20 protein-coding genes are annotated in these 20076 nt (G+C 55.7%); 6 read left to right on the top strand and 14 right to left on the bottom strand.

Annotated features, from left to right (window positions below; all coding sequences use genetic code 11):
• Positions 1–19: 19 nt before the first annotated feature.
• The 7 genes from K8R57_02875 to K8R57_02845 form a co-directional block, all read right to left on the bottom strand.
• Entirely contained in the window at positions 20–1159 is a 1140-nt protein-coding gene (locus K8R57_02875) for a carotenoid 1,2-hydratase (protein ID MCE9587240.1), read from the bottom strand.
• Positions 1126–2097, bottom strand: a complete 972-nt coding sequence (locus K8R57_02870) for a DUF1980 domain-containing protein (GenBank protein ID MCE9587239.1) — start codon at positions 2095–2097, stop codon at positions 1126–1128. Before K8R57_02870 ends, K8R57_02875 begins: the two co-directional genes overlap by 34 nt.
• A gap of 7 nt (positions 2098–2104) precedes the next feature.
• A complete protein-coding gene (locus tag K8R57_02865; protein MCE9587238.1) occupies positions 2105–3037 on the bottom strand; it encodes a permease in 933 nt (310 codons plus the stop codon).
• A 103-nt stretch (positions 3038–3140) separates the two neighbouring features.
• The gene (gene tkt, locus K8R57_02860) at positions 3141–5114 is read right to left on the bottom strand and encodes a transketolase (GenBank protein ID MCE9587237.1); all 1974 of its coding nucleotides are present in this window, start codon (positions 5112–5114) and stop codon (positions 3141–3143) included.
• A gap of 85 nt (positions 5115–5199) precedes the next feature.
• On the bottom strand, positions 5200–6204 hold the full coding sequence (locus tag K8R57_02855) for an agmatine deiminase family protein (protein ID MCE9587236.1): 1005 nt from the start codon (positions 6202–6204) through the stop codon (positions 5200–5202).
• Between the two features lie 109 nt (positions 6205–6313).
• Complete coding sequence (gene trxA, locus K8R57_02850; GenBank protein MCE9587235.1) at positions 6314–6637, bottom strand: thioredoxin; 324 nt, start codon at positions 6635–6637, stop codon at positions 6314–6316.
• Positions 6638–6666: 29 nt separating this feature from the next.
• Entirely contained in the window at positions 6667–6960 is a 294-nt protein-coding gene (locus tag K8R57_02845) for a hypothetical protein (GenBank protein MCE9587234.1), read from the bottom strand.
• Between the two features lie 50 nt (positions 6961–7010).
• On the opposite strand from K8R57_02845, the gene K8R57_02840 reads away from it, so the two are divergent.
• Positions 7011–7232, top strand: a complete 222-nt coding sequence (locus K8R57_02840; protein ID MCE9587233.1) for a hypothetical protein — start codon at positions 7011–7013, stop codon at positions 7230–7232.
• A gap of 51 nt (positions 7233–7283) precedes the next feature.
• Positions 7284–7481 (top strand): hypothetical protein, encoded by a 198-nt coding sequence (locus K8R57_02835; GenBank protein ID MCE9587232.1) that lies wholly within the window; start codon positions 7284–7286, stop codon positions 7479–7481.
• Positions 7482–7823: 342 nt separating this feature from the next.
• Here the strand turns inward: K8R57_02835 and K8R57_02830 are convergent, their stop codons facing one another.
• The gene (locus K8R57_02830; GenBank protein MCE9587231.1) at positions 7824–10043 is read right to left on the bottom strand and encodes a carboxy terminal-processing peptidase; all 2220 of its coding nucleotides are present in this window, start codon (positions 10041–10043) and stop codon (positions 7824–7826) included.
• A gap of 47 nt (positions 10044–10090) precedes the next feature.
• Between K8R57_02830 and K8R57_02825 the strand changes: the two genes are divergently transcribed.
• The 3 genes from K8R57_02825 to K8R57_02815 all read left to right on the top strand — a co-directional run bounded on the left by K8R57_02825 (position 10091) and on the right by K8R57_02815 (position 12538).
• Positions 10091–10723 carry an MBL fold metallo-hydrolase gene (locus K8R57_02825; GenBank protein MCE9587230.1) on the top strand — a complete coding sequence of 211 codons (633 nt, stop codon included), beginning with the start codon at positions 10091–10093 and terminating at the stop codon, positions 10721–10723.
• A gap of 85 nt (positions 10724–10808) precedes the next feature.
• Entirely contained in the window at positions 10809–12092 is a 1284-nt protein-coding gene (locus tag K8R57_02820; protein MCE9587229.1) for a type II secretion system F family protein, read from the top strand.
• A 5-nt stretch (positions 12093–12097) separates the two neighbouring features.
• Entirely contained in the window at positions 12098–12538 is a 441-nt protein-coding gene (locus K8R57_02815) for a type II secretion system protein GspG (protein ID MCE9587228.1), read from the top strand.
• Between the two features lie 98 nt (positions 12539–12636).
• Here K8R57_02815 and K8R57_02810 read toward each other — a convergent pair whose 3' ends face one another.
• From K8R57_02810 to tig, 6 genes are all read right to left on the bottom strand, one after another.
• On the bottom strand, positions 12637–13257 hold the full coding sequence (locus K8R57_02810) for a hypothetical protein (protein ID MCE9587227.1): 621 nt from the start codon (positions 13255–13257) through the stop codon (positions 12637–12639).
• A 51-nt stretch (positions 13258–13308) separates the two neighbouring features.
• On the bottom strand, positions 13309–13845 hold the full coding sequence (locus K8R57_02805; GenBank protein MCE9587226.1) for a sigma-70 family RNA polymerase sigma factor: 537 nt from the start codon (positions 13843–13845) through the stop codon (positions 13309–13311).
• Between the two features lie 121 nt (positions 13846–13966).
• The gene (locus K8R57_02800; protein MCE9587225.1) at positions 13967–14593 is read right to left on the bottom strand and encodes a hypothetical protein; all 627 of its coding nucleotides are present in this window, start codon (positions 14591–14593) and stop codon (positions 13967–13969) included.
• A 4-nt stretch (positions 14594–14597) separates the two neighbouring features.
• Positions 14598–15878, bottom strand: coding sequence for an ATP-dependent Clp protease ATP-binding subunit ClpX (clpX, locus tag K8R57_02795; protein ID MCE9587224.1), 1281 nt, complete (start codon positions 15876–15878; stop codon positions 14598–14600).
• Positions 15879–15911: 33 nt separating this feature from the next.
• Positions 15912–16562, bottom strand: coding sequence for an ATP-dependent Clp protease proteolytic subunit (locus K8R57_02790; protein ID MCE9587223.1), 651 nt, complete (start codon positions 16560–16562; stop codon positions 15912–15914).
• Positions 16563–16566: 4 nt separating this feature from the next.
• Entirely contained in the window at positions 16567–17964 is a 1398-nt protein-coding gene (gene tig / locus K8R57_02785; GenBank protein ID MCE9587222.1) for a trigger factor, read from the bottom strand.
• 153 nt (positions 17965–18117) lie between these two features.
• Between tig and K8R57_02780 the strand changes: the two genes are divergently transcribed.
• Entirely contained in the window at positions 18118–20010 is a 1893-nt protein-coding gene (locus tag K8R57_02780; GenBank protein MCE9587221.1) for a peptide-binding protein, read from the top strand.
• Positions 20011–20076: the final 66 nt, after the last annotated feature.

Genomic DNA, 20076 nt, shown 5'->3' with positions numbered 1-20076 from the left:
TAAGCCAGCTTCCTGTCTATTATTTTCCGTTCACGCCGATCACTTTGCCGCCGTAGCCAGTCAGCTCCAGATACCCCTCGGCGGTCACAGAATCCGTTCCACACTTCCCCTCACCTCGGACGGCTCCCTCCCAGTAGGCGAACGGCGACAGGATAAGTTCCTGATCTCGGAGCTTGGGAGTAAGGGAAAGTGTGAGATTCCTTGAGGGGATACTGACCTCCATCCCTGAGGGGTAGAGCCCACCTGTATGGGGACTCTTCCAGGTGCCTTGAGGATGAGGGGTCATCGAAAGATCTTGAAGATCAGTGACCATTCCTTGGGCATCACGTAGCGTGCCGGACAGAAAGACTGTTTTGCCCGTATTGTCCCTGATCCGGAAGAGCATAAGATCCTCACCGTTGCTCAGGTGCAGTCCTGACCAATCCCAGCCGGCTTCTCCGGATTCCAGAGAGTTTGTCGCCCACTCGTGATCGAACCAAACAAGTCCCCTCACCTTGTGAACCTTCCTATCAACCATCACGGAACCCGAGGCCCGGAGTCTGGTGAGCGAATAGTAGTGGGAGGCATGGCCAGGCACTGATGACTTGGGACTGATCCCATTTTTCCCATGGATGAGGGGAGGACGATCCTGGGTGAGAATCAAGTCAACTGAGCGCTCCACACCAGCTTCAGTCATCCCCTCGGACTTGAGGTGGAATGATCCATCAGAAAGCTGCTCAAACACCCAATTCTCCATCCAGGCCATGCGTCCCCCGGCTCTGTCAGGTGTTCCAAAGCCAGCCTCTCCGAAGGCACCTCGGGAGGATCGCTGGTAGTAACGGAAGGTCTTGCCCGAGACATCGGTGAAAGCAAAATGAGCAAAAGGAAGATCCATCACCCTGAAGCGAGATGAACCGGCTGGTTTCTTGCCCGGATGGATTCCCTGGCGAAAGAAGGTCAACTGAAAGCCATACTCATCTCCCTGCTCATCGGAGAGATTCCCCGTGGCATACCACCACTCAGTCTTGAATTCCCGATGCGGACCATGATCCCTAGGGAACTCGTAGTTCCACCCGGGTTGGGCACTTTTCCACGCATCAACCCGCGTCCCTTCCTGAGCACGAAGCGGGAAAGAGGCGATGAGTGCTAGTAGACAAAGGGTTCTGACGGAGCGGGACATTCCTCGACCTTAGTTGCCTCAAGCACAGCCATGCGGTGACCACCCTCCATAGGGAAGGTAGGCTTGCCTGTGATTTTCACCCAACCCATCTCTGAGACCTTGAGGGGCTTCGGGTACTGAACGGTGACTCCGACCGGCTTGGCATCGGCGGCGCAGCAGGTTATAAACATCCGGATAGCCTGGAAGCGGTCTCCCTTCGGATTGCCTGTCGTCAATGGTATATATTGACCGATCAGTTCCACCTCCTTGCCCTCGAACTCCCCACGGTAGGAGGGCATCTGGACAGCATAGAGCATGTCGATGACCTGAAGCGGCATCGGGCCACCGGAAGCAGCCGGTGCAGAAGAATCCGATGAAGGGGAGGATTGAGATGCAGAGATCGTAGCATCATTTGTCGCAACAGTTATGGCGGAGGGGGTGAGAGGTGCCGTGGATTTCGCGGAAGAGGCAGCCGATGCCGCTGCTGCTGCTCCAGCTTTTGCCGAGGGTAGCTTGTTGATATTATCAACGACTCCCCTATTCTGAATCGTGGTGATCGAGTAGGCAGTCGCCTTGCCGGAAACAATAATCGCTAGCGGGAGAAGAAGCAGGATGGTCTTGAAGAGCATGGCTCCCATCCCATCAACCGTTCCATGGTGCTGATGCCCCTTGGCTTGCTCAGCATGATCATGACCCTGATGATTAGCACAGCATTCGTGGTGCCCGTGGTGCCCGTGGTGTTCATGATGCTCGTGCAGCAACGGACGCGTGAAGAGGGAACGGAATCCGAAGAAAGCGAGCACTAGGAAGACCACGCCCGCTGCCGTGGTGTAGTTCTGGAGGGAAGGATGCAGGTAGGTGGCAAGTTGCCCTGCAAAGGATAGCCAGAGAACAAACCCTCCCCAGAGGAGGAGCATCAGGGAGTCACGCAGACCTTGAAGGAAAGAGGAGTTCTTCATGATTCGGTCACCATGCGAGATTCAGAGCAGAGAGCCTCCAGCAGAGAAGTCCGATCACCACGAAAAGACCGAGTGCCAGCGAGAGAATGAAGCGCTTGGAGAAGGCCGCTCCGTAAAGGAAGAGCAGCTTGAAATCGAGCATCGGGCCGAAGACCAGAAAGGCGAGCTTCGCGGCCATCGGAAAGGTGGTGAGCGTCGCCGCTATGAAGGCATCTGTCGTGCTGCAGACAGAGAGGACGGCAGCAAGTCCCATGAGGGAGACGATGGCCAGCGGGGGATTCGCCGCGAGGGGAAGGATGATCTCCTGATTCACTGCGGTACTGAAGAGCGATGCGGCGGCGGCACCGATCACGAAGTAGACGGCGACATCGAGAAAATCGCGTGTGGCCACGGAAGCGGCGTTCTGGAGGCGGTCGAGCGTCCTGCCTGATCCGCTGTGATTGTGCTCATGGTCATTATCAGGAGCAAGCAGACCAGGTCGCAGGATCGAGAAGGGGGCAAAGTAACTCACGATCCATCCAGCAAGGATCGCCACCGTAAGACCCAGAGTAAAACGGAGGATGGCCATCTCCCAAGCCCCCTGCCCGCGAAAGGCGGCAAGAGTACTCAGAATGACCAGGGGGTTCACGATCGGGGCGGCCAGCATGTAGGTGATGCCGCAGGAAACAGGCAAGCCCTTCTTCAACAGGCGCCTCACGACGGGAACGATGCCGCATTCGCAAACCGGAAAAATCACCCCGAGCAGTCCGCTGACAATGATGGCTGTGCGAGGGTTCTTCGGAAGAAGCCGAGTCATGAGCGACTGGGGCAGAAACTCCTCCAAGAGACCCGAGAGAATTGCCCCTCCCAAGAGGAAGGGAAGCCCCTCAAGCAGGATGCTGAGGAAGGCATACTGAAAATCCGAAAAACTAAAATGGAACCAAATCGTGGAAAGGGTCACGGAAGAACTATACCGACGAAGCGAAGAAAGTCACACTGTTGAAAAGCAAAAAGCCCCAACGGATCACTCCGGTGGGGCTTTCTGAAAAGAAGAAAGAAGTTCCTTAGAGAGACTGGGCAGTCTTGACTACGTTCTCTGCGGTCATTCCAAGTTCCTTGAGGACGGTGCCACCGGGGGCGCTGAGACCGAAACGGTCGATCGCCACAGTCTTGCCATCCAGACCGACATAGCGGAACCAAGGATCGGAGATGCCTGCCTCGATAGAGACACGCTTGCGGCACGAGCTAGGGAGGACCTCCTCGCGGTAAGCCGCATCCTGACGCTCGAAGCGCTCCATGCAGGGCATGGAGACAACACGGGCACCGGCACCGAGGGTCTTAGCGGCATCCATGGCGACGTTCAGTTCACTGCCTGAGGCAAGAATGATGACCTCCAAGGGCGAGGTCTCCTTGCGGGCAATATACCCCCCCTTGAAGACACCCTGGCGACGGACATCGACAGGAATCTCACTAAGGTTTGGCAAATTCTGACGGCAGAGCGCCAGAAGCGTCGGACCATCCGTGTGCTCCATGGCTGCGGCGAAGGCACCGGCGGTCTCCTCCGGATCGGCGGGACGGATGACATCAAGACCTGGTATCGCGCGGAGTGCGGCGACGGTCTCGACGGGCTCGTGAGTCGGACCATCCTCGCCGACGGCGACGGAGTCGTGGGTAAAGATGTAGGTTGTGGGCAGCTTGGAAAGCGCGGCCACACGAATGGATGGACGACCGTAGTCGCTGAAGACCAGGAAGGTAGCTCCTGCTATACGGAAAATGCCATCGTATGCATAGCCGTTCATGATCGCGCACATGGCGTGCTCGCGGATACCGAAATGGATATTGCGACCCTCGCGGTTCTGATCGGTGAAGTCACCCCCTCCCTCGATGTAGTTGAGCGTGGAACCGAAGAGATCGGCGCTACCGCTGACCAGCAGGGGCATGGCCTTGGCGATCGGCTGGAGAACGATGCTTCCGGCCTTGCGAGTGGCGATCGTCTCGTCGGGCTTGAAGGCAGGAATGAGAGAGAGAATGTCGGGGATCTTCTGCTCGATGCCGGCATCCAGAAGGGCGGCCTGTTCGGCATTGGCGGTGCGCCAGGCGGCAAACTCCGTCTGCCAGGTGGCATGCGCCTCGGCACGCTTTGACTTGAGATCTGCGAAGTAAGCGGTGACCTCGGGAGCGATGAAGAACTTCTCATCAGGAAGACCGAGTCCCTTGCGGGCCTCGTCGGAGAACTTCACACCTGCCTCGCCGTGGGCCTTGTTTGTGCCTTCGACTTCGGGGATTCCCTTTCCGATGATCGTCTTGCAGATGATCATGTGGGGCTTGCCCTTGGTGGACTTGGCCTTATTGAAGGCTGCCAGAATCTCGTCCAGATTATGGCCGTCGATCATCTGGACATGCCAGCCGTAGGCGGCATAGCGGGCGCCGACATCCTCGCTCTGGCTGACATTCAGCATGGCGTCCAGCGTGACGTTGTTGGAGTCGAAGAAAACGATCAGGTTGTCGAGTCCCAGGTGACCGGCCAGCGAGGAGGCTTCGGCCGAGACACCTTCCTGAAGACAGCCATCGCCGCAGAGAACAACGACATGGTTGTTGAAGATGGTATGTTGGGGCGTATTGAAGCGGGAGGCAGCCATCTTCTGTGACATCGCGAAGCCCACGCCATTGGCCACACCCTGTCCGAGAGGGCCGGTGGTCGCCTCGACTCCGGGAGTCTCATGGAACTCAGGGTGACCCGGTGTGATGCTGTGAAGCTGGCGGAATTTCTTCACCTGATCGAGAGGAAGATCGAACCCGGAAAGGTGCAGCCATGCATAGAGGAACATGCTGCCGTGACCTGCGGAGAGGATGAAACGGTCACGATTAATCCAGCGAGGAGCAGCAGGGTCGATCTGGAGAGCCTCACCGAAGAGAACGGCGCCGATGTCAGCCGAGCCGAGGGGAAGACCGAGATGTCCCGACTTGCAGGCAGTGACGGCATCGATTGCGAGTCCGCGGGCATCGCGGGCGGCTAGTTGGAGGATTGCGTTATTCATAAATAAGACTGATAGGACAAACATCCGAACGGGCTTTTGCAAGCATCCATCCGATACATTTTCGCCAAAAAGGGATTTCTAAGGGCTACGCGGGCTGCTGTTGAGTGAGACAGTGGAACGCCCCCAGCCCCCAAATCAACTCACAGCAATCGATTGGCCGGATCATCCGAGTAGGAAAAAGCTCCGCGAGGATCTCCACGGACTCCACATCGGAATCACCACCGAACGAGGGCATCAGCACCGATTCGTTAGCGATGTAGAAGTTGGCATGACTAGCCGGCAAGCGGATCCCCTCGCGGTCGATTCGGGGGGGCATCGGCATCTCGATAACTTTCAGCGAAGTTCCGTCGGATAGCTTCATGCCGCGAAGACGCTCGAGGTTTTCCTTCAAGGGGAGGTGGTTAGGATCCGCCTGATTCGGCTCAACGACTGTGATGACAGTGTCACGGGAGACAAAGCGGGTAATGTCGTCGACATGGCCGTCGGTGTCATCTCCCTCAATGCCGTCTCCGAGCCAGAGGATTTGCTCCACTCCGAGATAATCCCTCAATCCCTGCTCGATCTGATCCCGGGACATCGAGGGATTGCGGTTGGGGTTCAGCAAGCAAGACTCCGTAGTGAGCAAGGCACCTGCTCCATTGGGATCCACGGATCCACCTTCCAAGATAAACGGAGGGGTGAACAGCGGGAGGCTGAAATGGTGCGCGATCCGGGTAGGGACGACATCATCGGCATCGAAGGGAGGATACTTGTTACCCCAGGCATTATATCCAAAGTCGTTTATTGCAAGCTGGGGCGCCAAAGCACGCTTCACAAAGATCGGACCATGGTCCCGGCACCAAGGTTCATTGGTCGGATTGTTGTAAAACTCGATGCGCTCCATGGGAGCGACTGCCGAGAGAAGTCCCCTCACCTCACTCTCCTGTTCGGAGTTGGAGATATTTATTCTCAGGATTTCAGACTCTGCAAGAACCGAGGCCATCTTGACGAGCGTCGGCACAACCCGGTCATAGCTCTCAGGGAAGCTCTGACCATCCGCATGCGGCCAGGAAATCCACGTTGCCTCATGTCTCTCCCACTCCGCGGGCATCGAGTAACCCAAGGAACGAGGCTTTGCGGCGGAGTCCGTCACTCGAACCGATAGGGAGATGAAAGGGAAAGCTGAAGCCTCTGCCAATTAGGCTTAGGCAATTGGGCGCTTAGGCAACCTGGAGCTTCTCCAGGAGAGCAGCCTTGGAGGAAAGACCCGTCATACGCTCTGCGAGGACTCCATTGCGGAAAATCAGCAGCGTTGGGATGGCGGTGATTTGATGGGTCTGAGACACACCGGGCGCCTCGTCCACATTCACCTTGGAAACGGTCACCTTACCAGCAAGCTCCTTACCGAGTTCTTCGATAACCGGGGCGATCATACGGCAAGGTCCGCACCAAGGTGCCCAAAAATCAACAAGTAGGACGGGCGACGAGGCAACGGTCTGATCGAAAGTTGCATCACTGAGTTCAAGGACGTGTTCGGAAGCCATAATAAGTAGGTGTTGGTGAGTAAAAAAGACTAAGACAGAAGGAAGGTCCAGAGCTGAATGCCAAAAGCCACCAGAGCAAGGGCAGCAACTGAAATCAACAAAGGAAGCGGCAACTCAGAAGAAGAGGCAGTCTCTTTTTCAATCTCATCAGGAGATTTATTGAGGTTCAGATTTTTAGGAACGTCACCTACGGCTTTGCCCGAAATTTTGGCAGGTGTTGTAGATGTCGTGGCGATCGAAGATGTAACCGAAGGAGTTGACTCTCCTATCTTACGGGCAGCCGCGGCAGGTGCCGGCTGGAGCTTGATCGTCGCCTGAGGCATGGCCTTGATTTCGGAAGCACGAGGAACCACAGGCTCTGGTTTCAGCGCCATTGAAGGAGCAGCAGGCGCAGGGACAGCCGTGGAAGAAGGAACGGCTACGGGTGGCTTTGGAACTCCAGTCGAGGAAGAGACAGGAGGTGCTGATGGGACGGATCCCGGCGCTGAACCAGGAGGCCTCAAAGGTACTAGGGGAGCAAGGGGTGCTGGTGACGCCGAAGGAGCTGACTCTCCGATCTTGCGGGCAGCTGCGGCAGGGGCGGGCTGCAGCTTAATCGTCGGCTGAGGGATGGCCTTGATTTCGTCGGCACGAGGAACCACAGGGTGTGGTTCCAGCGCCATCGAAGGAGCAGCAGCAGGGACACCCTTGGAAGGAGAAGGAATGGCTAAGGGTGGCTTGGGAACTCCAGCCGAGGGAGAGACAGGGGGCGCTGATGGGATGGATCCCGGCGCTGAACCAGGAGGCCTCAAAGGTGCTAGGGGAGCCAGGGGTGCTGGTGACGCCGAAGGAGTTAGAGGCGTAGGAGGCTTAAGATGTCCAGGACTAGGAGATGGAGTTGCAGGTCCGAGCGAAACTCCTGCGGCAGGAACAGGCACTCCCGCGGCGGGAACAGGCTTAGGAGGGAGCTTCAGGGGAGGAAGCTTGACCGGAGAGGGTGAACCCGTGGTCAAATCGGGCACCGGAGGGGTATTCTGGGAAGGGGAGTCGCTCACAGTAATTCGAAGATTAAAAGATAAAAATATGTTCCGAATACACTCCTGTCAATCATGCTCCCTAAACCAAACTAAGAACATTCTTCCAATGGCGCTCTGTAAAAGCGCCGAAACATACGGGAAAGAAACGTGTTTTGCTATTCCCCTACACCCTAACCGCCTTGGGCCGTTTTTGCCGTGCGAAGGTTTTGCATATCGGAAGTCAAATCCTGGATAATGTTGATGGCCTCGTGACGGATGGGATCGGGAGTCTGGGCAACATCGGCGTCATCATCCTCGGCATCAGGATCCTTGGCCTTTTCCCTAGCAGGCTTCTTCTTGAGAGTGACTTTGGGGAGAGCGGGTTTGTCGAGGGTGTCGAGCGTAACCTCATAGGCCGTGGGTTCCAGCGCGGGATGAAGCTTGCGCTCCTTCTTACGATCCTGTTTGCGGGCCTTTTCTTGGGCGAGCTCTTCCTTGCGGACCTTTTCATTGAGCGAAAGCTGATTCAGGTCGAGCTTCTCACGAAAACGCTTCATGTCCTCATTGATGTACCGAAACTCGGAATCTTTGGAGACTCGCTCGGCGGAACGTTGTTTGAGGCTCTCGAGGAATGGTGATGTGAAGGCGAACTTATTGACGGGCTGCGGGTCAACCTCGTCGTAGGCAAGTGGGTTGGGAAGGGAACTCTCTCCTATCTCCGGAGTATCCGTGGGCGACGGGAGCACGATGTCGGAAAGCACGCCCCGGTGCTGGGTGGACCCCCCCGAGACACGGTAGAACTTCTGGATCGTGAGCTTAAGCGATCCGGCCTTGGAACCCTCGTCATGAAAAAGCGGCATGAACTTGCCGACATCCAGAAGCGTCTGGACGGTTCCCTTGCCGAAACTCCGCTGGTCGCCGACGATCACCGCCCGCCCGTAATCCTGGAGGGCTGCGGCAAAAATCTCACTGGCAGAGGCACTGAGACGGTTCGCCAAAACGACAACGGGACCTGTGTAAAAGGGCTCTCCCTCATCATCCTTTGCGACGGTGACTTTCCCATTGGCATCCTTGGCCTGCACGACGGGGCCGCTACCGACAAAAAGCCCCGTCAGGTTGATCGCCTCCTCGAGGGAGCCGCCGCCATCGCGCCTCAGATCGATGATCAGTCCCTCGATCCCCTCCTTCTTCATGCGTTCGACAATCCGGCGGACATCCTTGGTGGTGCTCTTCGCATCCCCTGCACCATGCTTGTCCATCTCGGCATAGAACGAAGGAACGGTGAGCCATCCGATCTTGACGTTCTTGCCTTCGGTATTGGTGGAATCGATCACTTCACCCTTGGCCTCGGACTCCTTGAGTTTCACTTCTTCGCGTGTGATCTCGATGACATGACGCTTCGAGGGATCGGTGGCGTTGGCAGGGATTACCTGAATGCGCACTTGGCTTCCCTTGGCCCCACGGATCTTCTCCACGACCTTGTCCAGCTTCATGTCGACCACATCCTCGAAGGGTTCCTTACCCTGGCCAACGGCAGCGATCCGATCATTGGCCTTCAGTCTTCCATCCTTGTCAGCAGGCCCCCCCGGAACAACCTCCACGATTTTCGCATAGCCGTCGTCGGTTCGGAGGACGGCACCGATTCCCACCAGAGAGAGCCTCATCTGGATGTTGAAATTCTCCATGTCTGAGGGACTCATGTACTCGGAATGCGGATCATAGCTCTGGGAAAGCGCCACAAGGAAGGTCTTGATCACATCCTCGTCACTCTGCTCATTGACGCTCTTGAGGAACTGATCATATCGTTTGCTGACCACTTTGGCGGGGGGATTCACGGGATGCTCATTGAGACTTTCCTGAAGAAGTTCGGCTTCGATCCGATCCGACCAGAGGCGATCAGCTTCTTGGAGATCGGAGGGCCAAGGCGCTTTCTTGCGGTCAATCTCGACACTCTTGGAACTGGTAAAGTCGTGGGGGGCCGCAGCCAGGCTCTTATCCTTGGCTACACGGTCCTCAACTCTCTGGCGAAATCTCGTAAAGATCTCGCGTGGAGCCGCCAGGTCGCCACGGAGGATATCCGGGGCGAGTGTTGGGGAAAAGCGCTGGTTAAACTCGTCAATATCCCCCTTGGTGAAATAGAGATGTGTGTAATCGAGGATATTAAAATAGTTCTTAAGAACCCGCTCCGACATCGTCTCCGGCCTCTCGGACTCAAGACGCGGGGGATTCTTTTCAGAAAGGGAGAGTGGGTGAAGGTAATGCCCCTGTTCCAGCATCCGTGCTACGGTAGCAGCAACAGGAGACATGTCCGTGGAGGCAGTTTTGTTGGTGGCATTGGTCGTAGAGGCACCAATCCTAGGAACCAGCAACAAGAGCAGCAGTGGAAACAACTTCTTTGTCAGGAAACTCATGAAACAGAACCGTTGCAGAGAGATGAAGGAAAAGCAAACATCATGAAATGGATACAGGTCAGACACTCGAAGGCCTGAAAATGTTCACCGGAGGAGCGCTTCAAACCAACTCTTATTTGGTCGCCTGCCCTGAAGGAAACATCCTGATCGATGCCCCCGAAGGTTCCGCCGAGGCATTCAGGGATATTCCGATCGCCATGCTTCTACTCACCCACGGCCACTATGACCATGTCTGGGATGCTGCAGCCGTGGCGCGCCATCATGGTTGCACGGTAGCGATGCACCCCGTCACTGAGACGATGCTGGCAGATAGGAATCTCCTGAGAAGGTTCGGTATCGATCTTGAGGTGGAGCCGGTGAATGCAGATCTGAAACTCCTCGAGGGTTCAGGGCAGCGCCTCCTAGGAAGATCCTTCAACCTCTTCGAGGTCCCGGGCCATTGCCCGGGCAGCCTCTGCATCCACGATGCGTCATCGAATCTGTTGTTTGGCGGAGACGTGCTCTTCGCCGGCGGGGTGGGACGTTGGGATCTTCCTGGAGGTGACCGCGATCTCCTCCTCTCCGGCATCTCCACAAAACTGCTTCCCCTGCCCGGCCAGACCATCGTACTTCCCGGGCATGGTCCTTCCACGACGATCGCCGAGGAAAAAGCGAATAATCCATATCTAGCTAGGGCTTGATACGGCGGGTTGAGCCTAGGTGGGATTTCCTTTCTCAGATGATCTCCGCTCGACAGATTGATTCCTATTGAAGTAGTCAAGTGGAATGCCCTCCTTTGCGTACGTAGCCCTTGATGCCCAGGGACAACAGGTCAGTGACTATATCGATGCCGCCAGCCAATCCGAGGCGGTCAACTCCTTGAGAAGCCAGGGACTCTTTCCTACAAGCGTCAAGGAGCAGGCCCGAACCACAAAGGCCAAAGCGGGGAAGGGCGCAAAAACCGCCAAAAGCGCCTCCGCCACAGGCAAAGGTAAGAGCATTACCATTCCCTTCCTCGAAAAAAAGACGATCAAGAGTGCCACCCTCATGGTGTTTACCAGGCAGTTAGCCACGCTCATCGATGCAGGCTTACCACTTCTTCGGGGGCTTACAGTTCTTGGAAAGCAGGAACCCGACCCTGTGCTCAAAAAGACCATCACCCAGCTTGCTGAAGCGGTACAAGGAGGCGGAACCTTCAGTGACGGCCTTAATTCTCATCCCAAGATCTTCAACAAGCTCTATGTCAACATGGTCAAGGCGGGCGAACTTGGCGGCGTACTCGAGGTTGTTCTTAACCGACTTGCAGAGTTTCAAGAGAAGGCCCAGAAGGTGAAGGGTAAGGTGAAATCAGCCATGATGTACCCGGCCATCGTCATGGTGATCGCCATCATCATCATGGCATTCCTTCTTGTGTTCATTGTTCCGAAATTTGAGCAGATCTTTGCCGATATGCTCGGAGGCAAACCCCTCCCCCTTCTGACTCAGCTTGTCATAGGTGCAAGCCGTGGTGTTCAACATCACTTTATCGAACTCGGTCTTGGTATAGGCGCGGTCTTCTTCGGGATGAAGTATTTGACTTCCACACCGAAGGGAGCAGTGATGTTCGATCAGTTCATGCTCAAGGCACCTCTTTTCGGTGACCTGACCCGCAAGAATGGAATCTCCAGATTCACCCGCACGCTCGGAACCCTCGTGACCAGCGGTGTCCCCATCCTCCAGGCTCTCAACATCACGAAGGAAACGGCAGGCAACGCCGTCATCTCCACTGCGATCTCCAAGATCCATGACGCGGTCAAGGAAGGTGAATCCATCGTCCGTCCGATGGAGGCGAGCGGCGTCTTCCCTGCGATGGTCATCAGCATGGTGGACGTCGGCGAGGAAACAGGCCAACTTCCCGAGATGCTCCTGAAGGTCGCCGATCTCTACGACGACGAGGTCGACAGCGCTGTGGCAGGACTCACCTCCATGATGGAACCTATCATGATCGTCTTTCTCGCCGTAGTAGTCGGAGCCATCGTCATCGCGCTCTTCCTTCCGCTCATCAGTATCATCAGCGGCATGCAGCAATAAAAAACATGATCGCTCCTCACAAAAAAACTTCCTCCGGAGGTTTCACACTTATCGAATTGCTGATCGTCATCACCATCATAGCCATCTTGGCTTCATTGGTGCTGGCAGCGGCTGGTGGCGTCCAGAAAAAGGGGGCTCGTTCACGGACCGAGGCCGAGATTGCCGCAGTCGGGGCGGCTCTTGAAAGCTACAAGGCCGACAATGGGGACTATCCTGCCGGCTCAAGCTCATTGGTACTAATCACCAACCTCATGCCAAGTAGCGGAAAGGTCTACTTTGAGTTCAAATCAAAATCGGTCGATTCCTCAGGTTGGTTGGATCCCTTCGGGATTGCTTACTCCTATCGCTACCCCGGCTTATCCAACCAAAGCGGCACCAATTTTTTCGACCTCTGGTCCACGGCAGGAGGATCCACCGCCACAAATACTTGGATCAAGAATTGGTAATCATCCCGTGCAGCGGGATGGAGTATGAAGGTCAAAGGTGTGAAAGTAACAAGGTGCCGATGCAAAGGCTTCCTGCAACCTTCCTACCTTCCGACTTTTTACTTTCCCACCGTCTTCAGATCGTTCCACCCTTCCAGCACGAGTTGGGACCAGCTTTCCAGCTGATCGTTTCGCTCTGCAAGTTCCTCGCGGCTGAGAAACCCAAGTTCGGCAATCGCCTCTTCATTGGCTGTCACTTCAGGTTCGGCTAGATGGCATTGATGGACGATCCCCAAGTGAACGGCTCCCACGGGATTCGTATCGTCATTGAGGAGGGCCAGCGGACGCTCGATGAAGGCGCTTCCCAGGGATAGCTCTTCCTGCAGTTCACGCATGAGAGCCCGCTGATAGGCTGCCGAATCAAAGGCTTCGCCCAATCCGTCCCCATCATTGATATGACCGCCGATGCCGACGGATCCCTTTTTCAGCAGACGAGTCTCCCCAGAACCGCTTCCGCGACGGTAGTGTAGGATCTTCTCACCGGAGGTCACCACCACATAGGGAATCAGCTGCTTAAGCGACGGATCCTCCTCAGCCTCAGCACGGGGAACAAAGAAATGATTGCCTGGTTGGAGAAAGATAGGAAGGTATCGGCTGACCTCGGGATTGAGTCCGTGAAAGGAACCCAACTCATCAAAAAGAGAGCGACGGATGACAAGGACTTGTTCGGTGGAAGACATAATCAGGATGATAGACTGAAGGCTGAAAGCCGATAGGCAAGCGCCAAAAACTCACCCTTCCAAATAGGGCCCTAACTTCTCCTTGAGCGTGTTGCGGGCGCGGAAAAGAAGACTTTTTACGGCAGGCAGGCTCAGCGAAAGGACAGTGGCGATTTCCTCGTACGGCATGTTCTCGTAGCGCCGCAGAATCAAAGCAAGGCGCTCCTTCTCAGGCAGGGATGCAAGGGCCTGCTCAATCGCCCTGTGCAGTTCCCTCTCGAGGATCTGCTGATCAGGCCCCGGAGTCCCATCGGGATGATCCGCCCTCTCCTCATCCGGATCCCGTGACTGGGGAATTAACCGAGTTCGGGTCCGCCTGCGAGATTCGTTAAAGACCAGACGCTTCGCGATGATCAGTAGCCAGGTGGTGAATCGGGCCTCAGGTCGCCATCGGGGGGCGGACTTCCAGACATTCAGGAAGACCTGCTGGGCAATATCTTCCGCATCGGAAATTCCGATCATCCGTGCCACGGTGGCGATCACAAGACCCTGATGCCTCTCCACAAGCCTGCGGAAGGCTCCATAGTCACCAGACGCCACGAGGAGCATCAAGATCTCGTCGGATTTCTGAAATTCACAGGACTCTGGGGGAATCTCCGTCACTTCGAAAATCCTGACTTCAATGCTGTAATTCTTCAACCCTTGATGGGTCGTGCCTCCCTTCAACCCTTCAACCCTTCAACCTCTTCACGGCAATCCTCCCAATGGGATCGCCTTTCGCCCTGAAAATCGTCTCAAACTCGGTAACAGGCCTCTGCAAATCATCCTCCCATGGGGTCTCGATCCATCCTCCGTGCAAGCTGAGCTGATCCTTCATGGAAGCAAAATATCCGAGATGATCTGTCTGAAGTCGAAGAACTCCATCCGCTTTTAATTTTGTAACGGCTACTTCCAGGAAGTAGACATTTACCAACCTTCGGACCCAGTGACGTCGCTTCGGCCAGGGATCTGGAAAGGAGACATGCAGAGTGTCCAGAAATCCAGCGGGGATCAGGTCATCGAGTGATTCTTTACCCCACCCCCTCCAGAGTGCCGCATTGGGAATCCCTAGCCGTTTGATCTTTCTGTTGCCGCGTTTCACCCGATCCGAAATCCCTTCAATTCCTGCGAAAAAAACCGACGGATTTAGCAGGGCGCTCTCGGATAAAAATTTACCCTTGGAAGCTCCAAAATCGCATTCCACATGCTGAAAGGATCGTGATTTGAGAATCAGCTCCTCCCTGGCTGCCTGGAGATCCTGATTGGGCGCCATCCGCCCAGGAGTCGGAATCACCTCGAGATCAGCTTTCCGGACCACGGAATCAAGCAGCGTCCTTCTCCTGACGGCGTCGGATCAGGGCGGATTTTCGCCCTTCGACCACGGCGCGGTTCAGTGTCACTCCGGCAAAATCCTCGCGATCAGGAGCCTCGTACATGACATCCAGCATGATCTTCTCGAGAAGCGAGCGGAGGGCACGGGCACCTGTCCCCTTTTTAAGCGCCGACTCGGCAAGGGCAATAAGTGCATCCTTGGTGACCGTGAGGGAAATGTCATCCATAGCCAGCAGCTTGGTGAACTGCTTGACCAGGGCATTTCTAGGCTCCGTGAGAATGCGCACCAGTTCCTCTTCGTTGAGCTGTTGGAGGGTTGTCAGTACCGGAAGACGACCGATGAACTCTGGGATCATGCCGAAGGCGAGAAGATCCTCGGGTTCGACGGACTCAAGAATTTTGAGCTCATCCATCGGCCCTTCGAGATCATTTTCCTTAGCATGGAAGCCGAGGGTCTTCCCTCCGGTGCGTCTCTGGATGATTTTGTCGAGTCCCACGAAAGCGCCACCGCAGATGAATAGGATATTCTGTGTGTTGAGCTGGATATATTCCTGATGAGGATGCTTGCGTCCGCCCTGGGGAGGAACGTTGCAGGTGGTGGCCTCGAGGATCTTCAGGAGCGCCTGCTGGACTCCCTCGCCGGAGACATCACGCGTGATGGAGACGTTGTCGGTTTTCCGGCCGATCTTGTCGATCTCATCAATATAGACGATGCCGATCTCGGCCTTCTTCACGTCATAATCGGCATTTTGAAGCAGGCGCAGGACGATATTCTCGACATCCTCACCAACATACCCAGCCTCAGTAAGTGTCGTGGCATCGGCGATACAGAAAGGAACATCCAGAATGCGGGCAAGCGTGCGGGCAAGCAGGGTCTTTCCTGAACCGGTCGGGCCGATCAGAAGCACATTGCTCTTCTCAACCTCCACATCGGCCAGTCCTTCGGAGAGGAGTCCCGGTGAGAATCCATCGCGTTCCATCGCGATCCGCTTGTAGTGGTTGTGAACAGCAACCGAGAGAGTGCGCTTGGCAAGGTCCTGGCCAATGACATGGGCGTCAAGTTCCCGGCGGATCTCAGAGGGTTTCGGAACCCTCAGTTCGTGAGCCCCATGATCGCCACCACCCTCGACTGTTTCCTTATCCAGGATTCCCTTGCATATAGTGATGCAGCTGTCGCAGATATAGACACCGGGCCCGGCAATGAGCTTGCGGACCTCGGCATGGCTCTTTCCGCAGAAAGAGCACATCGTGAGATTACTGGTTCTGGCCATGGAAAGGATCGACCTCGATAAAACAGTTTAGGATTACTCGACGGAATCCTTGGCCTTCTCGGGTGGATTCTTGAGCTCCTTGCGGGACTTCACCACTTCATCCACGATCCCATATTCCTTCGCCTCATCCGCGGTCATGTAGTAATCCCGATCAGCATCCTTCCGGACCTGCTCCTCGCTCTTACCAGTATTCTCCGCGATGATACGAGCCAAGCGGCGGTTCAACTTGTACATGAACTCGACGCTGCGCTCCACGTCACTGGCCGTACCCTGGGCTCCGCCGGAGACCTGATGGATCATGATGTCCGAATTAGGCAAGGCGAACCTCTTTCCCTTGGTTCCGGAACACAGCAGGAAGGCTCCCATACTTGCGGCCATTCCCATGCAGTAGGTGTTCACGTCACAGGTGACGAACTGCATCGTGTCATAGATTGCCAGGCCCGCTGTGACCGAACCGCCTGGAGAGTTGATGTAGATATGGATATCCTTCTTGCCATCCTCCATCTGAAGGAAGAGCAGTTGGGCAATTACCAGATTAGAGACATAGTCATCAATGCCCGATCCGATGAAGATGATCCGGTCCTTGAGAAGACGGGAATAGATATCGTAGCTCCGCTCGCCACGTCCGGTCTGCTCGACCACCATCGGGACAAGCATTGAGGACTGAGGACGGGAATTGGACATCATACTAGTGGTCATGCCCGCAACCGGGGCCATGGACATGGGGTTCTTCATCATGGGAATGGGTGAGTTCGGGATTGGCGGTGATCGGTTTCGGATCTTCTCCATTCACTCTAGCATGGGAGACGACTACATCAAGGGCCTTACCCAGAGAAATCTCTTCCTCGATACCCGCGAGAGCACGGTGCTTCTGCAGTTCCTTGAGAAGCTTCTGAGGAGTCATCTGATAACGCTCGGCCATATTGGTTATGCGCCAAGCGAGCTCCTCGCGGGAAACCCTGATATTTTCCTTAACGACTATCTCGCCCAGGATGAAGTTCAGCTTCACCTTGTCGCCGGCACTCTGGCGGGCAGCGCCAAGAAGCTCTTCCTGATGGGAACGCAGCTCCTCCTCGCTCACGCCGCGGGATTGGTTCTCCTGAATGATTTGTTTGAGAATTGTGGTGCTCTCCTGCTGGACCATCGAGGAGGGAGCCTCGAAAGAGACCATGGAGAGTAGCTGCTTCACGGCTTCGCCGCGGATCGAGCTGGCAAAGTTCTGGTCGGCATTCACGGTCAGACGCTCGCGTACCTGATCACGAATCTGCTCTAGCGTGCTGCCGGGACTGAGTTTCGAGGCAAAGGCATCGTCGATCGGGGGAAGCTCTCGCTCCTTGATCTCATGGAGAGTCACCTTGTAGGTCACCTTGTAGCCACGCAGCTTCTCCTCGCCGAACTCGGTCGGGAAACTGACCGTGCAGTCCCGTGTCTCGCCGGTCTTCATGCCAACCATCGCGGCCGCGAGTCCCGGTATGGGACGATCCTCCTCGAGCTTGATCCAGAAGTTCTTGCGACCGACATAGGTCGGCTGGAGATCGGGATAGGTGTCGGCCAGCGTCTTTCCCTCGATGGAGCCTTCATAATCGAGAACCGCAAAATCACCCATGGCCAGATCGCGTCCCTCAACGGTCTTGAACTCAGCCATATCCCCGCGCAATCCATCCAGGAACTGTGCGACCTGCTCCTCATCCACGGCTGGTTTCTCGACTGTGATGACAAGCCCCTTGTACTCGGGGAGATTGACGGGAGGACGCACCACCACCGTGGCGGTGAAGCTCAGGGAGCGATCCCCCTCCAGTTTGACGTCACGGACATTCGGGCTCTGGACAGGAGAGAGCTTCTGCTCATTGAGCGCCTCACGCACCGCGGCATCGAGCAACTTGCGGGTCACTTCCTGCTCGATATCCTGTGAATACTTTTTCTCTACGATGGCAAGTGGTGCCTTTCCTTTGCGGAAGCCCGGAAGGTTGACCAGTCGACGGTACTCGTTGCCGACTTCCTTCCATTCCGACTGGAAGCGCTCGGGCGGAAGTTCAATGTGCAGGTCGACGATGCAGGTCTCTTTCTGTTCGGTGGTGACTTTCATAATGAACCGAGAAGCAAAGCAGGGAGTCCCTCGTCGGACAATCTCCAAAGGTGATTTTTTGGGAGATTATCGGTTCTCTGGAAAATTATTCATCCTTTCAGCCCCGCTTTCATCATTCATAATTCATAATTCATAGTTCATCCTTTTTGCCAAATGCGTTCCATCCGTCTCTTTCTCTACGGAATTCCGATTACGCTGATCCTACTGCTGGTGGCGGCCTTCGTGAACGCCTCTTTTCTTTCCGTTGCCAAGAAGAATGAGATGTCGATCGGCACCATCGGAGAGCCTTCGACACTGAATCCCATCCAGCAGGCAGACTCCGCCTCCGCTCAGGTAGCCGGACTGATGTTCAATGGCCTTCTGAAGTACAATCAGGATCTCGAAGTGGTCGGCGATCTCGCCACGTCATGGGATCTCTCTCAGGAAACGACCTTTCAGTTAGGCTCGGAAGAGGAAGCGGCCAAGGCATCGTCATTTCTGAATCGGAATCAGCCAAGAAACCCCGCGAGCATCACAACCATCGCACGTGACGGAAATAATCTGACCCTCACACTAAGCCAACCGGGTCTCACGGACTCTCAAATCGTTGCACGCACACTCACCGAAGCCGGCTTCCATCCCCTACCCTTTCCCCCGCTCGAAAAGGGCGGAAAGGAACGTCCCTTCAAGGCCGAACCGATCATCCGCTTCATTCTGCGCAAGGATGTCCGTTGGCATGACGGGACCCCTTTCACCTCGGCAGATGTAGCCTTCACCTACCATGCGATCATGGACGAGCGGGTCGCATCACCCCGGAGTTCCGATTTCGAGCTGGTCTCCTCGGTGCAGACACCCGATCCCTATTCCGTTGTCGTCCGCTACAAGAAGCCCTTCTCCCCCGCGCTGCTGAGCTGGATGCAGAGTATCCTCCCAGCCCACATTCTCGAGAAGGTAGAACCTGCCAAGTGGTCCGAGATCTACAACCGCCACCCGATCGGCACCGGACCCTTCAAGTTTGGAAACTGGAAAACCAACGAGTTCATCCGTCTCATAAAAAACCCCGATTACTTCCGTGGCTCCCCCTGGCTTGACTCGGTCGTCTTCCGCGTCCTGCCCGATCCGCTCACCCTGCAACTCGCCTTCCAGACAAAGCAGGTTGATTTCTGGGCCGTTGATCCGTGGGCCGTGAAGATCTTCGAGAAAGACAAGCGCTTCGATTTATTCAGTTCGGCTGGCAACATGTACAACTACATCGGCTGGAATCTCCGACGACCGATGTTCCAGGATCTACGCGTGCGTAAGGCACTCGCGGAGGCCATAAATATCCCCCAGATGATCAAATACATCATCTACGGACACGGCGTGCAGTCGAACGGCATCTTCACTCCGAAGATGTGGTTCTATGACCCGAAGGTCCAACCGCTGCCCTACGATCCCAAGGCCGCCGGGGATCTTCTGGATCAGGCGGGCTGGAAGCCTGGATCCGACGGCATCCGGGTGAAGGAAGGAAAGCGACTCTCCTTTACCCTGCTGGCGAACAATGGCAACGAGGTCCGCCGCGACATCGCCACCTTGGTTCAGGATGACCTCAAAAAGATCGGGGTCGAGGTGAAGGTCGAGATCTACGAGTGGTCGGTGCTGCTCAAGCGCTTTGTGAACAAGGGTGAGTTCGACGCCATCGTCCTTGGATGGGGTCTCGGAAACGACTTCGACCAGTATGCCATCTGGCATTCCAGCCAGACCCATCCGGAGGAACTCAACTTCGTCGGCTATAACAATCCCGAGGTCGACCATCTCCTGAGCGATCTGCGCCAGGAATATAGCCGTCCGGAGATCATCAGTCTTGCAGCCAAACTCCAGCAAACGATCTATGAGGATCAGCCCTACACCTTTCTCTTTGTGCCGGAAGGTACCTCCGTGATGTGGAAGAACAGCTACCGCATCCGTCGACCGGGATCCAAACCGGGCGAGTGGATCGACTCTCCTGTCACCATGACCAAGGCCGGTTGGGATTACGACATGGAGTGGTTCTATCGGCCGGAGTATCCGCCCAGCGGAAAAAGATGAAGGTTGAGGTATGAAGTATGAAAATCCCAAACGATCACCTCGTTATCTGCATCAACTTCATCATTC

The sequence above is a fragment of the Verrucomicrobiota bacterium genome, assembly GCA_021413925.1.
In the GTDB taxonomy this organism is placed as follows: domain Bacteria; phylum Verrucomicrobiota; class Verrucomicrobiia; order Chthoniobacterales; family UBA6821; genus UBA6821.
The sequence above is the reverse complement of the archived record's forward strand: the minus strand, read 5'-3'. Positions and strand labels throughout refer to the sequence as shown.